This window comes from Enterococcus sp. VV15 (assembly GCF_005236045.1).
Lineage (GTDB): Bacteria > Bacillota > Bacilli > Lactobacillales > Enterococcaceae > Enterococcus_B > Enterococcus_B durans.
The window spans coordinates 1-25,280 of sequence record NZ_QPTY01000026.1 but is presented as its reverse complement, the minus strand read 5'-3'; the positions used below and the strand labels follow the sequence as shown (position 1 = coordinate 25,280).

The following is a 25,280-nucleotide window of genomic DNA, read 5'->3' as shown; positions in this document are numbered from 1 at the left end:
CCTCCTTTTTACAAATAGTTTGCGCTTTCATTTATTTGTTCTTTGTTATTCGAAGTCCGATTGCTCCGTTTGCGGGACATGTGATTTCATTGCTAAGTAGATGATATTCGCCATCTATTTCATAGAATGACAGTTGCTTTTCTGTTGCTAGATCTACAACGACTGTGTCTATACTCGCTTTGATTTCACTTAACTTGATAACAGATTGCGGTATTTCCAGAATGCTATGAAATGCGTAATATGTATCTTTTTCTTTATGCGAGGTAAAATACCATCCTTCAGTATTGTCACACTGTTTTTTTCCTAGAGGTCGCGTATGATAGATCCCTTCACCATACATTTGCAACCATTCACCGATTTCTTCTAAGATGAATGTTTCTTCCTTGGTGATCGTTCCTTCTGGAGTTGGCCCTACACCTAAAATCAAATTTCCGCCTTTACTGACAACATCAATCAGCATTTCAATCAATTCCTGACTTGTTTTGAACACGTCATTTGGCACGTATCCCCAGTCGTTTCCTATAGGTATGTTGCTTTCCCAGGGTTTTGAAGGAATCTCATCATGCACTGGTATTTTTCTTTCTGGCGTCACATAATTTTCATGCCGCCCCCCCATCATCCGATCCACAATAATCAATTCTGGTTGCGACTCACGGGCAATCTCTGCCAAACGGTCCATCTGTAGATCCTCTTTCCCTTGTCCACACCAACCAGCATCCAACCACAGAAAATCGATCAGTCCATAGTGAGTAGTGATCTCCTTTATTTGATGATGAACAAAAGAAACATATCTTTCCCATAGTTCAGGGTACTTTTGTGTATCATAGCTGGCATGCCGACCTTTGATAGTTGAATCATCTAACCAATAAAAAGGCGAGTACCAATCAGCTTTAGAATAATAGGCACCTGTCGCTAACCCCGCAGATCGAAAAGCAGTGAAAACTTCTTTAAGCACATCTCTTTTAAAAGGGCTTAATTTACCTCCAATTTTGTACTCTGTTTCCAGTGTATTGTATAAATTGAAGCCATCATGATGCTTCGCTGTGAATAAACAATACCTAAAACCGGCTTTTTGACAAAGTTCTGCCCACTTTTCGGCATTCAATTTTTTGGGGTTGAATTCCCTTATAAGCTGCCAATAATCCATTCGTAAATCTGCTATATTCTCTCGATAGGCTCTACCGGCTCGTGCCCATTCATCTTTTTCAGACAATTGCCAAGACTCCACGATACCTGCTTGCGCATATAGTCCATAGTGAAAAATGACACCGAATTTCAAGTCTTGGAACCAACTGAGACGTCGTTTCAGCATTTTTGTTTCTGGATAAATCACTTCTTGTTCATCTCTATTTTTCGATTGTTCAATATCGCCTCGGATTTTTTCCATTGCACACCTCTCCTTTGTTTTAAAGCTACTGGGCAAAGACAGAAAAAACAATATGTAAAAAAAGCCAATGTGTAATATCAGGAATGCTGTGGTATTCACAATTTTTCCATAGTATCTTTTTAGTAAATAAACGCAGCAAGGAGGATCTTATGCCTACATCTAACACCTTTTATGACCTATCTTATCGTTTGGGAACATTCCTGATACTTTTGCTTAAACTACAGTTTTTCTGGCTACTGACTCTCTTGAAAGGTGGGATCATTTTTGGCTTCTTTCCAGCGACTGCTACAATCTTTCAGGTTTTTCTATTCCTTTTTACGAACAAAGAAGCGCCTCAAGAATTGGCATCTTGGTATAAAAAAACGACTAAACGTCAGTTCAAGGCAATCAATCGGTTAGGCTTCTTCTACAGCGGTATCTTGTTTTTTCTTTGGTTCGATCTACGAATAGCTGCACATTTAATGCGCCATTCATTCGTTCATCTGAGCTTATTGCTCTTTGTATGCCTGTTCATTCTGGCAGGATTCTATCTTCTGCCTGTCTTTCTACGATACCAGCTAACATTTAGCCAATACTTCATACGTGTATTTCTCTTGATGTTCTTAAATCCTTTCCAGACATTAGCGATGGTTATCAGTAGTATCCTCACCACAGCACTTGTATTCTGGTGTCCTTTATTCTGTTTCTTAGCTGTCCCATTATTTTTGTTTCCAATCGGCTTTTTTACTTTTCAGGCGATGCAACGTGGAGAGAACCTTGCGAGGAATAAGACATGTACAAAATGATTCGAATTTTTACTTTTTTACTCATTTCTTTCTTTTTGTTTTTCATTTGGCTAGACAATGATCACCAAGAGACAGCATCAAATAGGCAAACAACTGCTACACTTTCGGGAAAGATCACAGATAAAGAAAGTGCCCAAAATTGTCTCGACTTAGTAAAAAAGAATTTAGCTGCAGCCACTGAAAAAAAACTTGAAGCTTATCTGGCTACTTTATCTGACAAAGCGCAGGCAGACACAAAAAAAGAACTATCAAGTATTGATTCTTATGATCTAGAACACGAGCTGATAGCTTTTAAGGTACTTGAGCAACGGCCAGATTCTTTGTTTGTTGAAGCATTCCAGCGAACGAGTAATCAAGGAAAAACTCATTATCAAAACCATATCGTTCAAATCCATTACACGTTTATGATTGAAGCAGGTGAATGGAAAATCACTGATGCCATCATTACCAATATCGAACAGATCGACTAAAAAACAGCTTTCCAGGGTTAGACTGTCCTACTCAAGGACGTCAATCCATAGAAAGCTGCCTTTTTCAGGTTCAAATAGAGCAAACACCACTTATTCACGGTTCATTTTTCGATATTTACCTGGTGTCATCCCGACGATCTGCCGGAATTTTCTCGTAAAATTAGAGATATCATAATACCCATTCTGTTGGATGATCACCTTTATGGGTAGCTCAGTTTCTGCCAATTCTTGTTTTATTTTTCTAAAGCGCAACATTTGGATATATTTCGAAAAAGTCAGTCCGCTTTCTTTGCGGATCGAACGACTGACAAAGGAAACTGAAACAGAAAAAGCCGTAGCCGTTGATTCTAAACTAAGCTGTGCCGATTGAAAATTCTGCTGTAGATAGGCCAAGATTTGTTCTTCCAAACATTCCGGTTGTTTTTTTGGTATCTCGCACATTTTTTTACAAATTCGTTCTGCTAGTTCGTTTAAAAAGTTTTCAAGTTCGATCAAACTAGAAAAATCAGGCAATTCTTCCAAGTGATGGAAAATCCCTTTACCGATGAGTTCGTTTCCTATTTGGAGGATCGTATTAAGTAGATAGTATCCATATAACTTTTGCAGATTTTCTGATTTCAAGTTCAGTTCTCCATAAGATATCAGTTCTCTAATTGTTTCTAAAACGTGATCAAACTCTCCATTTTCAAGATAGTTCACTAATTTTAAACGTAGATCACTAGGATACTCGATACTCGAAGCGCCCTCTTTAGTAGTTAGTTCTGAATAGTAACAGATTGCTCCTTTCACATTCGGATAACGTAGCGCTGTTAGCGATTCAATATAGGAACGATTTAACCGACCAAGACTATGAACTATAGAGCCAACCCCGATCCGAATAGGTTGTGAACATCTTTCAGTAATCATTTGGACGAGTTCAACCTGCTCTTCAAGAGATCCACACCCAATCGCAAAAACAAAGGTCTGATTTTCTATATTCTCGACTCCATAAGCACAATAGTTCTTTGTGATCGCTTCAGCCCAATGATTATTTATTCGTTCTTTTGATTGATCCAACTGTTTGAGATCAATCGTTGCAATAAAATAATACTCCGTCGAAAAGTTGATATGGACAGCTGTCAGTAACTGTTCCAATTCGGAATCGATCACTAATTGACTGTTAAGCAAGCGCTGGAAAACTTGCTCCCTTGCATATGGGATCTGTAGCTGATTCTGAATAGTCAATTTTTGGTGTGCAATGAGAAATTTTGCTAATGTATCAGAGACTTCTTTAAGTGAAGAAACCGTAAGTGTGGGGTCTTCTTGAAATTGCTGTGCTAAGTACTCGATTTTTTGAATAGGACGCAAGTTACGCAGGCTAAATAAAACGACGATCATTAACCCCATAAACAAAATCACTAAGATCAAGATAATCATTTTGGTCTGAACTCGTTCGATCGTAAGCAATGCCGATGTTGGATCGACAAGAGAAAGGAGCGAGAGATTCAAATAAGTATTCTTCAAACTTTGGATAAGATATCGTTTTTGCTTGATCTTCACATTTTCTTTTGTCATTAGTTTCTCTACGGAATAAGGTGTACTGAGAAAAGTATTCAACTCCTCACTTTTCGTCTTTGTCACTAATTGATAGCTTTCATCGACGATACAACTCAGATTTCCACTAGCAGGACTATAAGCATCGAGTACTTTAGTAAGAGTATTCTTTTTGATTTCGTAGATTGCGATACTATGTACGGTACCTTCCATGTTTTGTATTGGAACAACATACAGATAGGAAGAAGATGACAAGTCCTCATCAGAAGCAATAGTGATAAACTTGGCATCAGTCGTAGCCAATTGTTCTTGTAGTCTCTTTCCCAGCTGATGATCGTTCTTAACTATTTTTATAAGAAACAGTTCCAGCGAGTAATTTCCTGATGAGGAGTAAAGCATCTCGGGGCGGTCATTTCGATAATAGAGATAGACTTCTTCAACTAACTCACTAGTTATTTTGTATGTATGTAATATTGATTTGCCTTCTTTGATATAATACGGATGATCCAACGAACTTAAAGCGAGTTGGCGATTGTCAGTGATCCGCTCCGTGAGATGTGTCAACTTCAAAAAGTTGTTCTCAAGCGAGTAATTGATCTGCATCATCTGATTTTTTGCCATCAAGCGCACTTGTTGTTCTGTACTTTCAGTTGCTGTAATATACCAGATCCACGAAACAGATAAAAATGGAAGTAAAAAAGCAACGAGATACGATCCTAATATGCCTAGAAGGCTTCGAACATTGATTCTTTTTTGTTTAATCCTTCTGATCAAGTCCACCTCCAACTTAGTTTATTTTTATAGTAGAACATCAAGCTACAAACTCTTCCTTCTATCTCTTCTATTCCAACATAAAAATAACGATTTAGCAATACAATATGGAAAGGATGAAAACATTATTTAGCATGAAAAAAGTCCATCCTATGTATATTTTCTATATTTAAATAACACGATTTATTATTCCTGAAGACCTATCATTAAATCAAAGCTACATCCAGAAAAAAGTCCAATTTTTAAAGTTTCGACGAAGGGGCGTTAGCATCATGTTCATCTCTCTATTAGAACTAAGAGTGCTTTTTCTGATTTATATGTAAAATGCAATCCTTTTTTCAATCATTCATTCTTGATCTTTTATTGCAAATTTTTTTTTGATATTTTTTTATGTGTTTTATAGTTGCTCTTTTTATATCATGAAATCGCTATCCTAGTTCGATATATTCTTTGACAGTTTTTACTACTAGTGCTAGTCTTTAGTTATGCTAATAAGAGGTGATCTAAAATGAGTTCCATTGAAAACAAAGCATTAAAGGATATTGTAGATTTATACTCCCTTTTGAGAGAACGCAAAGATCAGACACCAGAGATGCTGGATATCCTGATGTATTGCTAGAAGTATCAAAGAAATTGAGAACGACAAAAAATCCAGAAGCTTTGATTAACAGACTCGTCCAATATATTCGCAGTACTGCAATCAAAGGAAAAATCTATTTCCCACCAGAAGAAGAAAAAATCGTTATAAGCCTGAGTGCTATTGGAAAAAAAGCTGGTTTAAATGGATTATATATGGCAGATTTTTCAGACAAGACACAATTTTATAATTGGACAGAACAGGTTCCTCATCATTGAAATAAACAATTTTAGATCGATCTCTGAAATTAAAAAAAACGATCAGCCATACGAATGAGCAATTTCCATTAGAGAGATTGCTCTTTTTTGCGGGATTCATCACTCAAAAAAAGAAAAAGTGACATGCAAAAGCCATAACTCATGGATTTAGATTTCAGTACTGCATACACTTAAACATACGCAAAAAATACAAATACTTCCGAACATCCGAGTATGATGAGCTTGCATGGATCACTACTGTAAATTTATCACAACGGATAACCGTATAACCTGAGGAAATATTAAAAAGATAATAACAATTTTTCGAATATAAAAAAGGCAAAAAACAGTCCCTACTCGAAGAATCGGAAACTGCATTTTGCCTTTTCATTTTTATAATTCTAACTATTTCTGTAGAAAATAAAATTACATCTTAAAATCCGCTTTCATAATGAGAGACAAATCTAAAAATCAGATTTGCTACATACTCTCGAATAAACGTCGCCCAAAAGTCAGGTTTTTCGTAAATTTCAAAAAAACGAGGGAGAAAAATAAAAAACACTTTTGTCTAAACGAATAAACGGTGGGAGCAGAAGCACTCCTTCGGCTTATTTCTCGGAGTTAAACACTTCTGTCCCCGCCTCTTTTCTCTCCAATTTCTCAAACCTAAACGACTTTTGTCTCGACCTCAAATCAATGATCAGATGTATTGATGAAACAGTTGTGTTAGAACAGGTAAGAAATAGATGATGACCATCGCGATAACTACCATGATCAATTGTTTACGTTGTTTTTTCCGTTTCAGCATACTACTTGTCTTGTGTAAAAAATAAGTAGCGCCTTTTGCTATTGCTGTCAAAGTTGATAAAATCAATGTTGGGGAATAAGCTGTCGGGTCTTGTTTGATCGACAATAATTTTGTCCCGTACTCTGGGTACTTAAGTAATGCTTGATAAATAGCAATGATCATGATCGCTCCCATAAAATAGTTTAAAAATGAATGAACTTTTTTCAAATGGTAAAACTCCTTATTTCCCTAATGATTTTATTTGCTCTTGTATTGGTAGTTCGGCTTTTACGTACTATCTGAATGTGAATCACTTTAAGACTCTTTTTTTGTGTCTGCTGTTTGGTCCATCCAGGGAAATGAAAAACCGATCGTGAGATCATCTTTCAACACTAATACAGCATCAAATTTGCCTTTTTTGCCTGTAAAACCTTTGATGACTTTGCTAGTTTTTCCTTTAGACAATAACTCTCGCAAATTTGTTTTAGTCAATTTCTTTTTCGCAATCGTTGGCCATAGTTTAAATTCGCAAGCTGGATTTGTACAAGTTGCCACTTTAGGATACAACATGATGATTCCTTGTTTGCACTTAGGGCAATGTCCCAACTGATCATTTTTCTTCTCCATTGCTTTGATTTGTCTTGTGCCAGTGATTTCTTTAGACAAGTCGACTTTTTCGATTTGTTTTGGAACAGATTCCAATAAATGAAGAATGAATTTTTTGATATTTTCAAGGAACACTTCTGTAGTTCCTTCGCGATTTCCGATTTTTCTGAGATAACCTTCCCAACGGGCTGTCATCTCTGCACTGGTCAATAGTGGCTCATCTGTTACAGCTTTGCACAAGGTAATCCCTTTGGCAGTCACCGTGATTTCATTCTTGTTGACTTCGATATAGTGACGCTGCTTTAAGTTTTCGATGATATTGGCTCGGGTTGCCTCTGTACCGATCCCCTCTACTTCTTTCAATATTTCTTGTGCCTCTTCGTCATCCAGTGTTTTTCCCGCTGTTTTCATGGCAGTGATCAGCGTACCTTCGTTGTAAGGTTTAGGCGGTTGTGTTTCTTTTTCGATACTCGCCAAATCAACTTCAACGACTTCGTCTTTTTCAACTACTGGCAATTGTTGGAGATCTTTCTTTTTATTTTTTGTTTCTAAAATAGCCTGCCACCCTTTTTTGACAGGAATTCTACCAGTACTTTTCAATCGTAAATTTTCTACGCCTGTCTGAATAACTGTTTCTTCATAGATGTAGTTTTCAGCAAACATGGCGATCGTAGTTCGTACGACTTGAAGATAGATTGCTTGTTGCAAACGAGATAATTTAGCAAAACGTTCCTTTGAAGGAATCGTCTTTGTTGGAATGATTGCATGGTGTTCTTGCACTTTCTTCGCATCAACATACCTTTTCTTCGCATAAGTATCGGGCGTTGGAACATTTTCGATACCTAAAAATGTTTTATACTTGGCAAGGTTTCTTACTAAATACTGGTGTTCATTTTCTGTGATGTAAAAAGAATCTGTTCTAGGATAACTTAAAAATTTGCTTTCATATAATCCTTGGACAGCATCGAGAGTCGCTTTTGCGCTTGCTTTCATCAACTTATTCATTTTCGACTGCAAACTTGATAAAGAAAATAAACGTGGACTGCTGAGCTGTTTTTCTTTTTTTGATACGTCTAAGATTTTTCCAGGCTGTTTCCCTAGATGTGCCCCTAACCGTTCGATTTCTTTCACTAACTCTTCTGAGGACTTGAAGCTTTTCTTCGGGTCCATCTTCCCAATGAATCGTCCATTTTTAGAAACGATTTTCACTTCACTTTCAAAATAAGGTTCTTTTTTGAAGTTTCTGATCGATTCTTGCAGTTGATAGATCATATAAAGCGTTGGGGTTTGGACACGCCCTAAAGAAAAACTGCCATCGATCCCTTTTTGTTGCAGTAACAAACTATATAAAGGACTGCCATTCATACCAATCAGCCAATCCGCATTTTGTCTTGCTCTTGCTTCTTTATACTTAGAGAAATAATGCTCCCCCGGTCTAAGTTGCTTGAATCCTTCATAAATCGCTTCTTTTTCCAGCGAATTGATCCATAAACGAAGGTATTTCTTTTCTTTCGTGAATGCTTTTGCCTGTATGATGATCGACCAAGCAATTGCTTCTCCTTCACGATCCCCATCAGTTGCAATGATGATCGTATCTGCAGATTGAAGCTCTCTTTTTACGATTGAGAATTGCTCACGTTTATCCGCAGGTACTTCGTAGCGAAATTCCTCGGGGAAAATCGGTAAGTTCGTCAAAGACCATTTCGCCCAACGCTCTTCGTAAGCACCAGGAGGCAACATATCGACTAGATGACCGAATCCGTAAGTGATCGTAACTTCACCAGTGAACAAAGGATCAGCGATTTCGTAATACCCTGGATGACGTTTCCTTTGCTTGAACGTTTCAGCATATGCTTTTGCTTGAGAAGGCTTTTCAGCTAGAATGACTGTTTTCATTGCTTCTCCCTCCGTTATCTCTGCCTTTTTTCAGACCTCCTTATTATGGAACAAACATTCGCATCTGACAATAAGAAAATCGTTTTCTTGTGAAAAAAGGTAGTCTGCTCTTTCTGATCCCCTAAAAATAAAACAGAATAGTCTGAAATGAACTGAGTATCGCCAGTCCTCAAAAATCAGCTTGCTGAACCTCTTTTTTGAGTCACATTTCCTATCTTTGAGATGATTTGATTTCTTAGCTATCATTAAAACAAGCGGACGAGACAAAAGTAACCATCACTTTCATCTCGTCCGCTCAATTCGTATAAACGATTTTGCTTTATTTACTTAAAAATTCACTGATTGCTGATTTATTTGCCTCATTATCAATAACTAAAATACTTCCTGCATACTCGCTATTTCCGTAATTCCAAGAACCGTCTACAGGAACACTTAATCGATCGATCCCTCCTGCTCCACGAGCAATCGAGAAAAGATTTTTGGCAATGAACAGCGCAGTAACATCTGTTGACGTATAGCCGATTGCTTTACCAGCCGCATAAGGCGCACGAATAAGATTCAATGGATTTTTCAACTGGCTAAAAATAGCGTTCATTACTTGCTGTTGTCTTCTTACTCGACCAAAGTCCCCTTCTTCATCCATTCTGAAACGAGCATACTGAAGAAGGACGTGTCCATCCATTTTTTGGACTCCTTTTTTGATATCCACTCCATCAAGATTTAGATCTTTTTCCGCATCGATTTTAACACCGGTCATAAACAGTGCATCGATCACTTTCTCAAAAGATTTGAAATCCACTTTTGCGTAATACTGACAGTCGAGCCCAAAGTTTTCTTTGAGTGTCTGTCTTACAAGGTCTGCGCCACCATAAGCATAAGCAGAATTGATCTTGTTTTGCCCGACTCCGGGGATCGTCACAAAACTATCTCTCATAAAGGAAATCAGTTTAGGTTTATGGGCAGGTCCATCTAATTGCAAGACCATGATCGTATCTGCCCGTCCAGCGTCTTCTCCTCGCGTATCGCTACCTAGGATCAAGATATTATGGGCCCCACTCGAAGATTGGACACCATTAAAAGTTTCCGTCGTTGCATTTTCAAGACTTTTATCATGTTCTGCAACAAACTTGCCAACAAAGAACGAACCGATCGAGTAGATAAGAAGAAAGAAAATGATTCCAAGTACGATTCTTTTCCAGGAATGTTTTTTTCGTTGTTTCGGTGGTTTTCTCCCTTTGTTACGGTGGAATAAGCCTTTTTTCTTAAAAGTAGACTCCTCTTGTTCAGTTGCTTTTTGATAGGTGTAGGGTGTTGATTGCCGCTGATGTGCCGCCTCTTTCTCATCAAACCTGTTGGAAGATTCCTGATGATTTTGATAGATACGTGTAGCATCATCTTGTTCAACATACTTTTCTTTTTTTCGTTCTCTTCTAAAGATACTGTTTGAATCGTCTTTAAGAGGTTTTGCTTTTTTATGGATGTTCTTATAGCGATCCATCCGACTCATGTTCGTTCCTCCTTGTTTCATATATAATTAAAGAATACGATATCAAGGAATCAAAAACACTGAAAATGACAACAATTTAATAAAAAATAACGAAATCAGTTCTAAGCATTCTCTTCTTTGATTTTTTTCATGGCGTCTGTCATGATCTTGACTTCCTTCATCATCCGTAGATAATGTTTTTCATTCAATGATTGCGGGCCGTCTGACCAAGCATGAAGCGGGTCAGGATGGATCTCAACAATCATGCCATCTGCTCCACTTGCAACTCCAGCTCTAGCCATTGGGGAAACGAAGTCCCACACGCCTGTCCCATGACTAGGGTCTACGATGATTGGAAAATGACTTAATTTTTTGATGACTGGGACTGCGCTAAGATCGAAAGTATTCCTTGTAGCTGTTTCATATGTCCGAATGCCCCGTTCGATAAAAATGATTTTTTGATTTTCTTGAACAGCAATGTATTCAGCGGCATTCAACCATTCATCAATGGTTCCAGAGATACCACTTCTGTGATCACCTGCATCCCACATTCATCTGCTGCTTGGCGAATGTAGCGGAGTCCTTCTTCTCCTAGACCTTGAAAAGCATAAGGAGAAGTTCTCGGTTTAAATGCGCCACCCCGTAAGATCTGCGCACCACCTTTTTGGGCCATTTTCGCCGTCTCCCGTATCTGCTCTAAACCTTCAATGGAACAAGGGCCTGTCATCGTTACAAAATTTCCAGCCCCGATTTTCACACCATTGACATCTACGACTGTATCTTGAGAGAAGTTAACTTATACGTATTCGCGATCCGTTCTACATTTTCTACTCCTTCATAACGTAGAAAAGCTACATCTTGGATCAACCGTGTATCTCCAACCAATCCAAGGACTTGTTGTTCCTCTAACTGGTTCACTTGGACAGTTAGTCCTTCTTTTTCGACTCGTTCAATGACTTTACGGACTTCACTATTGGTTGCAGATTTTTTCATTATAATAATCACTTATCTTCCCTCGATCTTTTCTCTCACTAACTGTACTGGCATTTCTTTTTGTGTCCAGAGTTCAAACGCAATTGCTCCTTGATGGATCAGCATCCCTAAACCATTGTATCCTTTAGCACCAATCTTCTTTGCTTCTTGAAGCAGTCTTGTTTCTTTAGGAGAATAGATCAAATCAAATACTGCTAGATCAGCATGTAACAATCCGACATTCACAATTGGTAAACTGTCTTTTTTTGTCCCCATCCCGATATCCGTCGCATTCACTAATACATCCGATGACGCGAGATCTTTAGCAAGCTGATCTTCATCCGCATAATCACATACACGGATCAGACACCCTGTTTGAGCTGCAACCTGATCGAAATAACTCTTCAAAGGTAGAAAAGTCGCATTTTTTCGTTTATAAACAACGATTTCCCGCGCGCCTTCTAAAGCCATTTGGACAATGATTGCTTTTGCAGCACCACCGGCTCCAAGAACAGTGATTTTACGATTTTCGATTGAATGGCCAGTTTCTTTTACAGAACGTACAAAGCCCATCCCATCAGTATTATAACCAGTCAAGCGACCTTCGTGATTCACGATAGTATTCACTGCTCCAATCAATTTGGCTTCAGGACTTAATTCATCTAAATAATCAATCACTGCTGTTTTGTTTGGCATCGAAACATTGACACCTAGCATAGAAAATGTGCGGATACTTGCCACCGCCTGTTCAAGACTTTCTTGATCGACATCAAAAGCCAAATAGATGGCATCAACACCACAGGCTTCAAAAGATGTATTGTGCATCATTGGCGATAAACTATGTGAAGCAGGTGAAGCAAAAAATCCGGCCAGTTTTGTTTTTCCAGAAATCATGATGTTCCTCCTTTTATACAAACTGCCATCAGATGTCATCGTTCGCATGAGGAGTATGAAGACATGGATGGCAGTGAATCATTTCAGGTAAAATTATATAAGGTAGCACACATCTGTACCTTAAGAAAGTCAAAGTTCAGATGACTTGACGTACTGCCTATCAACTAAATAAAAGTAATCAGTCTAATACTTCTTCAAAGAATTGTAATAAGTCGCTCATGGAAAGTTGTGCTTTTTCCTCTTTCGTCAAATCTTTAACGATACGTCCTTTTTGTAACACGATCAAGCGATTCCCGTAATTCAATGCATCTTCCATACGATGAGTGATCATCAAGCAAGTTAACTTTTGTCCCGTGATACGTTCATTTGTTAGTGTCATCAGCTGTTTCGCTGTTTTAGGATCTAGTGCAGCGGTATGTTCATCTAATAACAGCAATTCAGGAGCTTCAATAGTTGCCATCAAAAGGCTCAATGCTTGACGTTGCCCACCTGAAAGCTCTCCAGCCGGGGTATCTAGATGTTGTTCCAATCCATTTCCTACCTCTTGACATAATTTGAAGAATTGTTCTTTTTGGTTCTTTAAATTGCGCAGACGGAATTTTCGCTTTTTTCCTCTATTTTGAGCAAGCAATAAATTTTCAGCAACGGTCATTCGAGGGGCAGTTCCCATCTTTGGATCTTGAAAAACACGTGAGAGAAAAGCAGCTCGTTTTTCTTCTGGGTATTTGGTAATCAGCTGATCTTTAAAAGAAATCGTCCCTTGGCTGAGTTCCAACGTGCCTGCAATGGTATTGAAAAGCGTACTTTTTCCTGCACCGTTTCCACCAAGTACCGTGATGAAGTCTCCTTCATTGATTGTCAAATTGATATCTTCTAGTAATATTTTTTCTTCATGCATCCCATTACTAACTACTTTTTTTCCATTTTTGATCGTGATGATTGGTGTCATAACTAGACCTCCTTTTCGAATCCAGTTTTAAGATTCAAAGCTTTCTTCATTTGTGGAATCATCAAACAAATTGCTAAGATGATTGCTGAGAACAGTTTTAAGTATGTCGTGTCAAATCCAAGTTTGATAACGATCAAGATCAACAGCTGATAGATGATGCTGCCGACCACAATAGCAATCAGACGCTCTGCTAATCTCAATTCTTGGAAAATCACTTCGCCAATAATGATAGAAGCTAAGCCAATCACGATCACGCCAATTCCTTTATTGACATCCGCGTATCCATCATTTTGGGCAATCAATGCACCTGATAATGCAATCACGCCATTTGATAGTGTCAATCCTAAGATCTTCATACGATCAGTCTTGATTCCAAGTGAACGTGCCATTGTTTCATTATCCCCAGTTGCAATATAACCTTGACCTAAATCTGTATTGAAGAAGAAGAGTAAAACACTGATCAAAATGCCTAAAGCAATCAACCCCAGTAGAACAGTATCAAAATAGTCCGGCAAGTGTAGTCCTTTAAATGTATCTTGTAAAATCGGATGATTCAACAATGATAAATTAGGTGTTTTCATCACAAAGAGAATGACTGAATTCAAACCTGACATCACTAGGATCCCTGCAAGGATTACTGGAATCTTTCCTTTTGTATAGAGAAGACCTGTGACCAATCCGGCAACCATACCTGCAAGTACGCCTAGAATCGTTGCTAAAATCGGTGTGACTCCATAAGTGATTGCTGTTACACAAACTGCTCCGCCTAGTGGAAATGAACCTTCTGTCGTCATATCAGGGAAATCAAGAATTCGATACGTCATGAAAATCCCCAGACCTAAAATTGCCCATAACATCCCTTGCGAAATTGCTGATACGATCATTTTTCATCCTCCTTTGTTGACGTTTCTGTTGTGTCACTCGAAACGATTTTCGCATTTTTCTTTAATTTATCTGAGATCGTTATCCCTAAGAGTTCCGCTTGTTTTTCGTTGATGATCGTATCGCCTTTATCAAAAACGTAAACAGGTGTTGATGCTGGTTTTTCTTTACCTGTTGCTAACGTTGCTGCCATTTTCCCACTTTGTACACCTAAATCATATTGGTTGATGCCGATCGTTGCTAATCCACCTTGTTCAACCATCGTATCAACAGATGGAATAACTGGTATTTTTGATTTGTTGGCTTCCTTCACTACTGTCTGCATAGCGTTCGCAATCGTATTGTCTAACGGAACATAGATGAAGTCGACTTGTTGACTCATCACTTGGACTGTCTGAGCAATTTCATTTGTTGATGGAACAGCATATTTTACAGAAGTCAATCCTTCTTTTTTAGCCGCTGCTTCTGCTTGGCTCACTTGATATTTTGAGTTATCTTCAGAAGAGGCATAAAGAATCCCGATCTTTTTCGCATTAGGTAAAATTTCTGATGCCAATTTGATTTGTGCTTCTACAGGGGGTTGATCCGATACACCTGTGATGTTTCCACCTGGTTTATCAAGGGATTTCACTAACCCTGCACCCACGGGATCAGTCACAGCACCTAATACTAACGGAACCTTTGTCGTCACATTCGCTAAGGATTGCGCTGCTGGTGTCGCGATTCCAACTAATACATCAGGGTCCGCTTGAACCAGTTGTTGACTCATCGTTGCTAGTTTGCTTTGATCTGCTTGACCGTTTTGGAACTTGATTTCCAGATTTTTTCCTTCTTCAAGTCCCGACTGCTTCAATCCATCTTTGATTCCTCGATAAATCTCGTCTAATGCTGGGTGGCTCACATATTGTAGTACCCCAACTACTGTTGTTTTTGTTGTTTTTTCTGCTGATTCTGTGGAAGAATCATTTATTTTTTCATAAATGAATGTTCCGGCTAAATAAATCATTATAAATGCTACTACTGTTATCAATCGCTTATTTTTCATTTTCTTTCCCCCCATGGACTCCTTAATGACTAATTATTCAAGATTGGTTTACATACGAACTTACGAAAAAAAGACAATTACCTAGACGGCAATTGTCTTTTTACATACAAAAAACCGCATAGACGTTATCTATGCGGTAGTCAAATTTCTTGTCTAGCATAGATACAAATTTTAGATTTGTACTCTAAAAAGTTGTATCTACGGTAAAAGTTCGCCATCAATACAACTTATCTACGCCAGTTACGCCAAGCTTGATTCGTTACTGCTAAAAATTGGTTTGATAAGTTCATTGTGGATCACCCTTTCCTTAATAATTGATATCAGTCTAATCGAATTTATCCTATACGTCAACTACTTTTCACAATTTTATTTTTGATCTTCTCAATTATCATCAGTTGAGCGAATGGTTGTATTTGCTTGGTCCTCTGTTATTTTTGTCGAGGCGGACTCTGATTTTGCCATTTCATCCTCTAGTTTTTTGATATTTGCTAACGGAAGTCGGTTCAATTCTGGAATCATTTCTTGTGCTAACTTTGCTTGATTGTCCTTTTTTTCTATCATCAAGCGATTTTCTTCTTTGCCGTCTTTAAAAAAGATCACCGTGGGTTTCTCCTGGTTGATCTTATATTTTTGTTCTGTTTCCTTTATATCGTAAATAAGCGGATAAAAATAAATCGGCCGATTCAATTCTTCCATTTCTTTTGGATCATTAAAAATTGCCAATAACGTTTCATATTGCTTACCCTTTGGTACACAGAACATCACAGAAATTGCTTTATTTTCAGCAATCGTCTTGGAAGCGTCACTTAAAACTAAAGGTTGCAGTTTGGTAGATGTAATATCTGCATAGACTAAACTATCGATTTGTTCCTCTCTGATTTTATCTGGAAAAACAAACATCATGATTGTAAGCATCCCAGAAAAAAACAATACCAACAGTACTCGAGTAAAATATGTTGTTGGATTCTCTGCGAAATCTGCAGCAAAATGAGTATAACTTGCCTTGATTCTTTTGCCCAATTCTTCAATCATCGCCAAGCCACTGTCACCTTCTTTTCATCTTTTCTTTTATTATAGCTAAAAACTGCCAAGATATGAAAAGAAACCTTTACTTTTTTTACTCTTCTTCCATTTTGTTTAGAGAATCTCGCTTTTTATGCCCACACTTTGCAAATTGGTCTTTCTGCCTTTTTTTCGTTATAATAGAACTACTTATGAAAAGAAATGAGGAATGAACCATGTCCTTCGATGGAGTATTTACCCATGCAATGGTCAATGAATTGCGTGAAACTCTACTGTCTGGTCGAATCTCCAAGATCCACCAGCCTTATGAAAATGAAATAATTTTAGTTGTCCGCTCACGCGGTAAAAATCATCGCTTGCTATTGTCCGCTCATCCTAGTTATGCACGCGTGCAAATCACACAAATCGACTATCAAAATCCCGATAATCCGCCTAATTTTGTCATGATGCTTCGAAAATATTTAGATGGTGCAATTTTAGAAGCAATCGAACAAATCGATAATGATCGAGTGATCCATTTCCATTTTTCTAAACGAGATGAACTCGGAGACTTGCAAAATATTGTGTTGATTGTTGAATTGATGGGTCGTCACAGTACGATCGTCTTGGTCAATAAAGAAACAGGTAAAATCTTAGATGCGATCAAACACATAGGAAGCTCTCAAAATACCTACCGTTCATTGCTTCCTGGGGTTGAGTACGTTTCACCTCCCGAGCAAGAACAACTTGATCCTTTTAGTGCAGACAACGAAAAAATCTTTCATCGTCTCTCACAAAACGAGCTTTCACCAAAAGCGCTCCAGCAACAATTCCAAGGACTTGGTTTTGATACCGCACAGGAACTAGTCGCACGTTTAGCAGAACGACCAAATGAAAAAATGCTCGTCTGGCAAACGTTTTTTTCCGCTGTAGAAAAGGAACTAGCTCCTCATTATTATGAAGTGAAAAATAAAGATTATTTCACACCCATCGCCTACGACTATTTCGCAAATTCAGCTACTTCTGAAGAAACATACGACTCCCTCAGTACATTGCTTGATGCTTTTTATCATGACAAAGCTGAAAAAGATCGTGCAAAGCAACAAGGCGGCGAATTGATCCGAAAAATCGAGAATGAATTGAAACGAAACAAAAATAAACTAAAAAAACGAGAACAAACGCTGAAAGATTCTGAGAATGCGGAAAGTTATCGTAGAAACGGTGAGTTGTTGACTACCTTCATGACACAGGTTCCAAGAGGCGCAACAGAAGTAACGCTGCCTAACTATTATGAAGAAGACCAACCAATCAAAATCAAACTTGATCCTGCACTCTCGCCTAATCAGAACGCACAAAAGTACTTCCATCGCTATCAAAAACTGAAAAATGCAGTCAAATTGATCGGCCAGCAAATCGAAGAAGCCAAAAGCGAGATCGATTACTTAGAATCTGTCCTCTCTCAATTAGAGATTGCTGGGCCAATGGATATCGAAGTAATCAAAGAAGAATTAACAGCTGGAGGTTATCTAAAAAAGAAAACACAGAAAAAACAAAAAAGAAAAAAACCTTCGCAACCCGATCAATACCGTTCTTCAGATGGCACATTGATCCTAGTTGGAAAAAACAATTTGCAAAATGATCAGTTAACGATGAAAACGGCGAAAAAGACGGATTATTGGCTCCATGCAAAAAATATTCCAGGTTCACACGTTATTATCAAAAGTGATCAACCAACAGATGAAACAATCACACAAGCAGCAGAATTAGCCGCATACTTCTCAAAATATCGTCACTCGGCTCAGGTACCTGTTGACCTTGTTCAAGTCAAACACATCCGTAAACCAAATGGAGCAAAACCAGGATTCGTCATTTATGAGAATCAAAAAACGATCATCGTTACACCTGAAGAAGAAAAGATCAATCAACTAGAAAAAGAGTAACGCTTATCCAAAAAACGGCTGAAACAAAAGTAACTCCGAAAGATAAACCAAAGGAGCTACGTCTGTTTCAGCCGTTTATTCGTTTTTAGAACGCGAAGCAGAATGTTTCTTACTGTTGATACATACTCGTTGATTTTATCATACATAGAAGCAAGCATGTTTCCAATCCATCCTTAAAGTATAGTCTGTGGCACCATTTGTTCTAAAATACCCCATACACAAGAAAATAAGCTCAATCAAGTGCCTCTCTTCGACGATAGTCACTTGGAAGAAACTATTAAACTGTACCTTTGAAACGTAAAATTTTTTTCATGATGATGCCATATACGAGCAGCAGAACAATCGGGAACAGCACTACCCAGATGTTCAATGATAGATCAATACCCTCATTTATATGAAAAGTAGTCGCATTCGTGTTGAACACTTTCGGATAAATTGTCAGAATGATATTTTTCAAGTCAAATCTCCCTAATATCGGTAAAAACAGAGTATATTTATTTAGTAAAAATAGGTTCACTAACATATTTTTTGTAACTAGAGTAAGATAGAACATAATCAAAAGATAGATCAGGCTATTTCCTAAAATAAAAAGGAACTGATAGAGTGAATGATGCATAAAAGAGAGTTGATTTATGCTGTCTAACTCTATCAAGGGAATTACTTCCACTGGGAATAACCAAGGCGTCAATAGCTGTAACACAACGAAAACCACAATTGAAATAAGTAATACACTAGTTAGAGTTACCATACTAGCGATTAGTTTCGACTGGTTGATTTGACACTGCGAACGGATTGTTCGTTCCATATTTTATTTCTGCGTTTGCGATAAAAACTCCGTAAATACCACTCATAAAGGGAAAAATAATAAAAAACGAAGAAGACAATAATTGGTTGATTCCGTTTTAGGTAACATCGCTACTAAACTTGCTTGATATGCCATAAAATAGTATTTTGTAGAATTATCGATTATTTCTATATTTTTAGAACGTTCTAAACGAAAATCTCCTTCTAACAGTTGAGTAATGTTTTCACCATTTGCTACGGTATCCTCCACTGCTTGATAAAAACTGCCTAAATGGCTATTCACCAGATTTCTTTGGGATAGACACATCATTGCAGTCACAAAAATCGAAATCACTAAAAAAAATCAAATAATTTTTTGACTTCCTTTTTTGACTTCCATTGATAATGCAGTTCACTCAGCAACAGACCCACCTTCTTCTACGACAGCAAATAATGTACGCATTTTGTGTGACAACTTCGATCGTTTTATTCTTCACCCATAAATGCTCATCACAAAGCTCTAATACAGTGATTCATGCCTGCTCATTAGTATCAACGTTCCTTGTTTCTTTAAATATTTTAACGTCTTGAAAAGAAGCAATCGATTCATTTGATCCAATCCATTTAGGACTTCATCTAACAAGAGAATTTTAGGATTGAGCAATCTCACAAGTAGTAAATCGTTCGCCTAAAGAATAGGTTCTTACACGTGATTTATGCAGCAATTCTTTCGATAAGTACGAAGACTCTAATTTTTCTACCGGAAATCGTATATTTTTATTTTTTGTAAAGAAAACCAGGTTATCCAGTCCAGTCAAATTTAAAAAGAATGGCGTATCATCAAAAACACAAAATATACTAGATGCTTCTTTATCGATCATTCCAGCAAATTTTCCTTGTCCCACAATATACAATGGAACAAGGTCGTTTTGCCAATACCATTTTCTCCGTAAATATAGTAAGTTACGTTTTGATAAAAAGTGAACGAAACCTTTTCAAAAAATACTTTCCTTCCAAAACTCTTTGAAAAATCACTCAGCTTCAACACTCTATTTTCTCCTTGCTTTAATACCAACTGCTACCAACAATACTACTCCATAATGATCCATGTCATTGTAACTCAATTCTATAAAGAACTCCCCTCTATTCCACAGATTATTTTTCTTTAGGTTTATCTCACAACGAATTAAAAAAGCATCGGTACATTGTGTAAAATTCTATATTGTAAATTGCACAATATACGGATTCTCAAGTAAATTTAAATACAGTAAAATAAAATGGATACATCCAAACTACACGTTTCATAAGGAACTCATTCTCTTCGTGATTTCACCAACTTAGTAGCAAAAAATGAAAGACTTTGCTATTCCTAAAATGAAAAGCATATTTACATACAAATCAACGGCCTAAGTACTACATTTATGATTCCAATCGATGGGGAGTGATCTAGCCACATGCATATTATTTTATTTGATGATCATACACTTTTTGCCCAAGCGATGCAGTTTTCCTTATCCACTTATTTTGAACGATTTGATATTTTTTCGGAAAAAGTGGATATTTTAAAAGTTATTATTAAGAATAAACCAGATATTGTTCTGTTAGATATCCGTATGGGTAGTGTCAACGGATTAGTTGTCGGAAAAGAAATTATGGAACAAGTCCCACATACCAAACTAATTTTTCTTTCTGGTTATGATTTACAAGCCTATCGTAATGAGGCATTCAAGATAGGCGCAAAAGCCTTTATAAATAAAACTGCTTCTCTAGATGAATTGATCACCAACATCAAATTTATTTCCAAAGGTCATACACTCTTGTCGCCAAATCAATCGATCGCAAATAAAATCACGGATAGAGAATTGGAAGTCTTGAAACTAGCAGCTACTGGACAGACACAGCATGAAATTGCCAAAAGATTATTTATAAGTCGCCGTACTGTCAATTCCCATATCTGCTCTATCAACAGTAAACTAGAAGTGAACTCAACAGTATCTGCCATCATCAAAGGGCTTGAACTGGGGCTGATACAGATTAAAAGTTAGCGTCCTCCTATCGATACACCACAACAAAAAATCAACTACCCAACATAGAAAAAAATCCAATCCCTTTCCTTACTGAATGGTTGTTTTTAGCCTCTTTCCCTTTTCGCATCAAAAAAGAGGAATCAAAAAGAGGCTGGGATAGAAGTGTTTAACTCCTTCTTAAATAAGCCGAAATTCACGAAAATTGCTTTTCAAATTTTTGTGAATTTCGGCTTATTTAAGAAGGAGTTGCTTCTGCTCCCACCGTCTATTCATTTTTAAAGAATGAGACAAAAGTGTTTCTTACTTTTGTCCCACGTTCTTTTCGAATACAAACGTTCAAGAATTCGATGTGTGTAACAAAATAACTCTTCTTTTGTACTCCCCCATAGCTAAGTTGGCACCTATTAAATTTTTTTCCATTCAAAGCGAGCGGATTCCTCTAAACTTTTTGGGCAATGACTACACCAGGTTGGAACACTAGATGATTCGACCCTATCCAAGCTTGGTGTATAGGACTCAATATCCAATGCGTGTTATTCTTGGCATCAATGCATGGAAGATGAATGACTCATATATGCTAGAGGCAACTATTGCTCTTTATTCAAATGGATCTCTTTGAACTCAACCAATATTGATTGAAACCAAAGAACGAGCAATAACACCAACTTCTCGTAAAATTTCAGACATTCTTTATTCTCCCACTGGTAAATAGTAGACTTCCAACCCTAAGACTTGGATGATTTTTTCTAGATCTACCACTTTCACGACCATCGTTTGATCAGGTCTTCCAGGTGCAAAGACGATTTTTTGATGGGATAGTAATTCTTCATCAATGATTACAGGTACATGGAACGTATAGCCAAACGGAGAAACAGCACCTGGTTTTTGACCTGTCAATTCTTCCATTTTTTCTGAAGAAACAACAGAAACTCTCTTGCCGATCAGCTTACTTACCTTTTTAAAATCGCTTTTTTTAGTGGTAAAGGTCAAATAGATGTAATAGTTGTCTTTCTTATCTTTCAAAAAGAGGCTTTTTGTTTCTGTTCCAGTAAATCCTTGCTCTTTTTTCACGACTAGTGCATCTTCATTCGTATAAATCGCTCGGTGGTCATATAGTTCAAAAGGAATATTTTCTTTTAAAAATTTGTCTTTTAATGAAATCACAGCACTCACTCCTAGAAAAATTGACAGTTTTATTTTTTAAACGTATTTCTTTTTTGTAGAAAAGTCAACAATTATACCAGGCCTTTACTATCCTTTGATATAGCAAAAACTACTCTCCAAAGATGAAAGAGTAGTTCAAAAAAATCATTGATTATTTTATTGTCCTATTATCGGGGGAGCCATCATTTTTACTGTACTTGAAGAGTTTTACGTTAGAAAATTAGCTGTACTCCTTAGCTAAAATCTAAAAAGCAGGAATATTTGAACCTTTTGAATTATTCTTGATGTAATCTGCTACTTCTTGGGTAGTCATTGCTTTTTTAAGTACCTTGATTTTTTCACTGTCTTTTTCACCTTCACGCGTAACGAGTTGCAGTGCGTAATGTTCACTTGCTTCTTCATCTTCTAATAGCACCGCATCTTTAGTCGTTAAACCAGCGGGCTCCAAATAAGCAGGATAACAAAAGACCATAGCGATATCTTTTTCATCATAGGCTTTTACTAAATTCAATAAATCAATGCTTTCGAATGTAAGATTTTTAGGATTTTTTACAATATCAGCTACTGTCCCATCAAATCCTACACCTTCTTTTAATGTGATTACTCCATTTTTAGCAAGGATTGCCAATGCACGGCCCTCATTCGTTGGATCGCTAGGTATCCCTACTTTGGCATTTTGAGGTAACTCATCTGCTGATTGATATGACTTAGAATAAAATCCTCCAGAGAAATAATAAATCGGTTGAACAGCTACAAGATCAGCTTTCTTCTCTTTATTGAACATCTCCATAAATGGTTCATGCTGTGCGAAGTTCGCATCTGCTTCATCATGTTGGACGGCATCATTATATGCGACATTATCACTAACTTCCATGATATTGATTGTGTAGCCTTCTTCTTCAGCTGTCTTTTTCGCAATTTCTAAAATATCTTTTGATGATTCTAACTGGACAGCTACCGTAATTTCTTTGTCTTCTTTCCCCTCTTTACCTACACCACAAGCAGCCAATACCACAGTTGCAAGAGCAGCCAATACAATCAGATAAACCTTTTTCATTCTTTTTCCTCCTATTTTCGTTTGTCTAGTGTTTGGGCAATGAAATTACCGAACATTTGTAAAATGAAGACCAACGCAATCATGATCACGATGGCGACATACATCATACCATATTCATAACGCTGATAACCTACACGTACAGCGAAATCGCCAATTCCGCCACCACCAATGACTCCCATAACAGTAGAATAGGAAACCATACTGACGGTCGTGGTCGTATAAGCCAATACTAATCCACTACGTGCTTCAACTAATAAAAAATACCAAATATATTGTAATTTGGATGTTCCTAAGGAGTTAGCCAGAGCACCAATCTCTTTTGGCACATCTAATAGTACTTGCTCGACTAACCGAGCAAAAATCGCAATTGCTACGATACTCAATGGAACGGATGAAGGAACAGGACCAAATGCTTTCCCTAGGACAGAACGTGTAACTGGAATCAAGGCAATCACAAACAATAAATACGGAAATGAACGGACAACTGTAACTAAAAAATTAAGTAACCAATACAGCCATGGGTGATGACCTTTCAATTTTGGATTTGTCAGAAACAAACTCAAGCCTAATGGTAAGCCAACCAAAAGACAAATCACCATTGAAATCGACATCATGATCCCTGTTTCCTTCAAACTTGTTAGCAATGAGGGCCAATACTCCATAAAACTAGTATGTGTCAATGGTCAAGCCCCCTTTTTATCTTTTCAAAATAAGTAAGGTTTTCCTCTTCAAAGTATTCGGGATTGTTGGATAATTCGCCAATCAGTTCTCCATGTTCCATGACGAGAATCCTTTTACAGAGGCTTTTGACTGTTTCAAGTTCATGACTTACAAAGAAAATAGTCGGCTGGAACGCTTCGTGCGTTTTTTGCAATAGGCGTATAACGCTTTCAGTATTTTCCTCATCCAATGAACTGGTCGCCTCATCACATAATAGGATACGAGGATCTCTACTCAGTGCCCTGGCAATCGAAACCCGTTGCTTTTCTCCTCCAGAAAGATTGGCTGGGTAAGCTTGCGCTTTGTGGTTCATATCAACAAAGTCTAATAATTGTGCAAGTTTATCCTCATTGACTTTTTTTTGTAATTTCAAAGGTAATGCCACATTTTCGTATACGCGTAAATTATCCAATAGATTATAATTTTGAAAAATCATTCCCATCCGTTGTTTTTGCTGGCGACGCTCATTTCTTGTGAAAGTTTGGCTATCTATGCCATCAAACAGTATTTTTCCTGAACTCGGGTCCTCCATCAGATTCAACAAACGAAGCAGTGTAGATTTTCCTGAGCCGCTTTTCCCAACGATTCCAATAATTTCCCCTTCTTCGACAGAAAAATCAATCGATTGCAACGCTCGGGTATTTTCATATCGCTTAGAAACATTCCTCAATTCAATCATGGCAACTCTCCAATCTAAGATTATAACACCTCTAAAATCTGTTTGATAATAATAAAAAAGCAACTACTAATTCAGTTAAAAATTTCTGATTAATCAATGAAATAATGAAAAATCGCCATTTTCTAGCTATATAATCCCTTAAAACCAAAAAAAAAGCAATATTTTTACTCAATTTATGAGAAAAATCTGTTTTTAGAACTGTACTAATTTTTACTTGTCGTATTTTCCTCCTTTTTCACTATTTCATATACTAAAATGAGGTCGAGACAAAAGTCGTTTCGATTTGAGAAATTGGAGAGAATAATGAGCAATACGCTTTTTGTATTGCTCATTTTTTCGAAATTTCCGAAAAAACTGACTTTTGGAATTTCGTTTATTCACGAGTCTGTGGCAAAAATGATTTTTAGTTTTGTCCCACGCTCAAAAAAGAGTGTGAGACACTATGATGCGCTCCCCGTCTAGTGGACACAGAAATATAAAATTCCTTTGGAGTTGTCAAGAAAAACTAGACACTTAGTTAAGAGAATAAGCGGATTTTTTTCAAAGGCTCTAGGAGATTGATAGCCAAGGGCAGAGTGTATGCGTTTTGTGTTATAGTAAGTTTCAATATA

The 25,280-nt window shown here is 37.3% G+C and carries 22 protein-coding genes and 2 pseudogenes; 5 read left to right on the top strand and 19 right to left on the bottom strand.

Translation table 11 applies throughout. From position 1 onward, the window contains the following. Positions 1–31: 31 nt before the first annotated feature. Positions 32–1,387, bottom strand: coding sequence for an alpha-L-fucosidase (locus DVW83_RS10025; RefSeq protein ID WP_137239330.1), 1,356 nt, complete (start codon positions 1,385–1,387; stop codon positions 32–34). 149 nt (positions 1,388–1,536) lie between these two features. Between DVW83_RS10025 and DVW83_RS10020 the strand changes: the two genes are divergently transcribed. Continuing rightward, entirely contained in the window at positions 1,537–2,172 is a 636-nt protein-coding gene (locus DVW83_RS10020) for a DUF624 domain-containing protein (RefSeq protein ID WP_224784383.1), read from the top strand. Next, a complete protein-coding gene (locus tag DVW83_RS15560; RefSeq protein WP_224784384.1) occupies positions 2,160–2,642 on the top strand; it encodes a hypothetical protein in 483 nt (160 codons plus the stop codon). Before DVW83_RS10020 ends, DVW83_RS15560 begins: the two co-directional genes overlap by 13 nt. 90 nt (positions 2,643–2,732) lie before the next feature. On the opposite strand, the gene DVW83_RS10010 is transcribed toward DVW83_RS15560, so the two are convergent. Next, positions 2,733–4,955: a helix-turn-helix domain-containing protein gene (locus tag DVW83_RS10010; RefSeq protein WP_238699402.1), complete on the bottom strand. Its 2,223-nt coding sequence runs from the start codon at positions 4,953–4,955 to the stop codon at positions 2,733–2,735. 499 nt (positions 4,956–5,454) lie between these two features. Here DVW83_RS10010 and DVW83_RS10005 point away from each other — a divergent pair. Next, a pseudogene (locus tag DVW83_RS10005) lies at positions 5,455–5,801 on the top strand (bacteriocin immunity protein). A 679-nt stretch (positions 5,802–6,480) separates the two neighbouring features. On the opposite strand, the gene DVW83_RS10000 reads toward DVW83_RS10005, so the two are convergent. From DVW83_RS10000 to DVW83_RS09960, 9 genes and pseudogenes are all read right to left on the bottom strand, one after another. Continuing rightward, positions 6,481–6,795, bottom strand: coding sequence for a hypothetical protein (locus DVW83_RS10000; protein WP_104661832.1), 315 nt, complete (start codon positions 6,793–6,795; stop codon positions 6,481–6,483). An 87-nt stretch (positions 6,796–6,882) separates the two neighbouring features. Then, positions 6,883–9,069 (bottom strand): type IA DNA topoisomerase, encoded by a 2,187-nt coding sequence (topB, locus tag DVW83_RS09995; RefSeq protein WP_104661833.1) that lies wholly within the window; start codon positions 9,067–9,069, stop codon positions 6,883–6,885. 319 nt (positions 9,070–9,388) lie between these two features. Beyond that, positions 9,389–10,576 (bottom strand): LCP family protein, encoded by a 1,188-nt coding sequence (locus tag DVW83_RS09990; RefSeq protein ID WP_104661834.1) that lies wholly within the window; start codon positions 10,574–10,576, stop codon positions 9,389–9,391. Between the two features lie 101 nt (positions 10,577–10,677). Next, positions 10,678–11,560 (bottom strand): annotated as a pseudogene (locus tag DVW83_RS09985) (3-deoxy-7-phosphoheptulonate synthase). Further along, complete coding sequence (locus DVW83_RS09980; protein ID WP_104661835.1) at positions 11,561–12,421, bottom strand: shikimate dehydrogenase; 861 nt, start codon at positions 12,419–12,421, stop codon at positions 11,561–11,563. A 178-nt stretch (positions 12,422–12,599) separates the two neighbouring features. Then, positions 12,600–13,370: an ABC transporter ATP-binding protein gene (locus DVW83_RS09975; RefSeq protein WP_104661836.1), complete on the bottom strand. Its 771-nt coding sequence runs from the start codon at positions 13,368–13,370 to the stop codon at positions 12,600–12,602. 2 nt (positions 13,371–13,372) lie between these two features. Next, positions 13,373–14,254: an ABC transporter permease gene (locus DVW83_RS09970; RefSeq protein WP_137239328.1), complete on the bottom strand. Its 882-nt coding sequence runs from the start codon at positions 14,252–14,254 to the stop codon at positions 13,373–13,375. Further along, on the bottom strand, positions 14,251–15,297 hold the full coding sequence (gene trpX, locus DVW83_RS09965) for a tryptophan ABC transporter substrate-binding protein (protein ID WP_104661840.1): 1,047 nt from the start codon (positions 15,295–15,297) through the stop codon (positions 14,251–14,253). Before trpX ends, DVW83_RS09970 begins: the two co-directional genes overlap by 4 nt. A 381-nt stretch (positions 15,298–15,678) precedes the next feature. Continuing rightward, positions 15,679–16,335, bottom strand: a complete 657-nt coding sequence (locus tag DVW83_RS09960) for a hypothetical protein (protein ID WP_104661837.1) — start codon at positions 16,333–16,335, stop codon at positions 15,679–15,681. Between the two features lie 200 nt (positions 16,336–16,535). On the opposite strand from DVW83_RS09960, the gene efbA reads away from it, so the two are divergent. Beyond that, on the top strand, positions 16,536–18,239 hold the full coding sequence (gene efbA, locus DVW83_RS09955; RefSeq protein ID WP_104661838.1) for a fibronectin-binding protein EfbA: 1,704 nt from the start codon (positions 16,536–16,538) through the stop codon (positions 18,237–18,239). Between the two features lie 277 nt (positions 18,240–18,516). On the opposite strand, the gene DVW83_RS15555 is transcribed toward efbA, so the two are convergent. From DVW83_RS15555 to DVW83_RS15540, 4 genes are all read right to left on the bottom strand, one after another. Continuing rightward, on the bottom strand, positions 18,517–19,044 hold the full coding sequence (locus DVW83_RS15555; protein WP_238699401.1) for a hypothetical protein: 528 nt from the start codon (positions 19,042–19,044) through the stop codon (positions 18,517–18,519). A gap of 42 nt (positions 19,045–19,086) precedes the next feature. Beyond that, positions 19,087–19,326, bottom strand: a complete 240-nt coding sequence (locus DVW83_RS15550; RefSeq protein ID WP_224784386.1) for a hypothetical protein — start codon at positions 19,324–19,326, stop codon at positions 19,087–19,089. Between the two features lie 346 nt (positions 19,327–19,672). Next, positions 19,673–19,903: a hypothetical protein gene (locus DVW83_RS15545; protein ID WP_238699400.1), complete on the bottom strand. Its 231-nt coding sequence runs from the start codon at positions 19,901–19,903 to the stop codon at positions 19,673–19,675. After that, the gene (locus DVW83_RS15540; RefSeq protein WP_224784389.1) at positions 19,900–20,070 is read right to left on the bottom strand and encodes an ATP-binding cassette domain-containing protein; all 171 of its coding nucleotides are present in this window, start codon (positions 20,068–20,070) and stop codon (positions 19,900–19,902) included. Before DVW83_RS15540 ends, DVW83_RS15545 begins: the two co-directional genes overlap by 4 nt. 406 nt (positions 20,071–20,476) lie before the next feature. Between DVW83_RS15540 and DVW83_RS09940 the strand changes: the two genes are divergently transcribed. After that, positions 20,477–21,067, top strand: a complete 591-nt coding sequence (locus DVW83_RS09940) for a response regulator transcription factor (RefSeq protein ID WP_104661839.1) — start codon at positions 20,477–20,479, stop codon at positions 21,065–21,067. Positions 21,068–21,739: 672 nt separating this feature from the next. Here DVW83_RS09940 and DVW83_RS09925 read toward each other — a convergent pair. The 4 genes from DVW83_RS09925 to DVW83_RS09910 all read right to left on the bottom strand — a co-directional run bounded on the left by DVW83_RS09925 (position 21,740) and on the right by DVW83_RS09910 (position 24,669). Continuing rightward, positions 21,740–22,213, bottom strand: coding sequence for a YbaK/EbsC family protein (locus DVW83_RS09925; protein ID WP_123862841.1), 474 nt, complete (start codon positions 22,211–22,213; stop codon positions 21,740–21,742). Between the two features lie 244 nt (positions 22,214–22,457). Next, positions 22,458–23,270: a MetQ/NlpA family ABC transporter substrate-binding protein gene (locus DVW83_RS09920; RefSeq protein WP_104660907.1), complete on the bottom strand. Its 813-nt coding sequence runs from the start codon at positions 23,268–23,270 to the stop codon at positions 22,458–22,460. 11 nt (positions 23,271–23,281) lie between these two features. Then, entirely contained in the window at positions 23,282–23,932 is a 651-nt protein-coding gene (locus DVW83_RS09915; protein WP_162500757.1) for a methionine ABC transporter permease, read from the bottom strand. Positions 23,933–23,946: 14 nt separating this feature from the next. Then, positions 23,947–24,669 (bottom strand): ATP-binding cassette domain-containing protein, encoded by a 723-nt coding sequence (locus tag DVW83_RS09910; protein ID WP_123862842.1) that lies wholly within the window; start codon positions 24,667–24,669, stop codon positions 23,947–23,949. Positions 24,670–25,280: the final 611 nt, after the last annotated feature.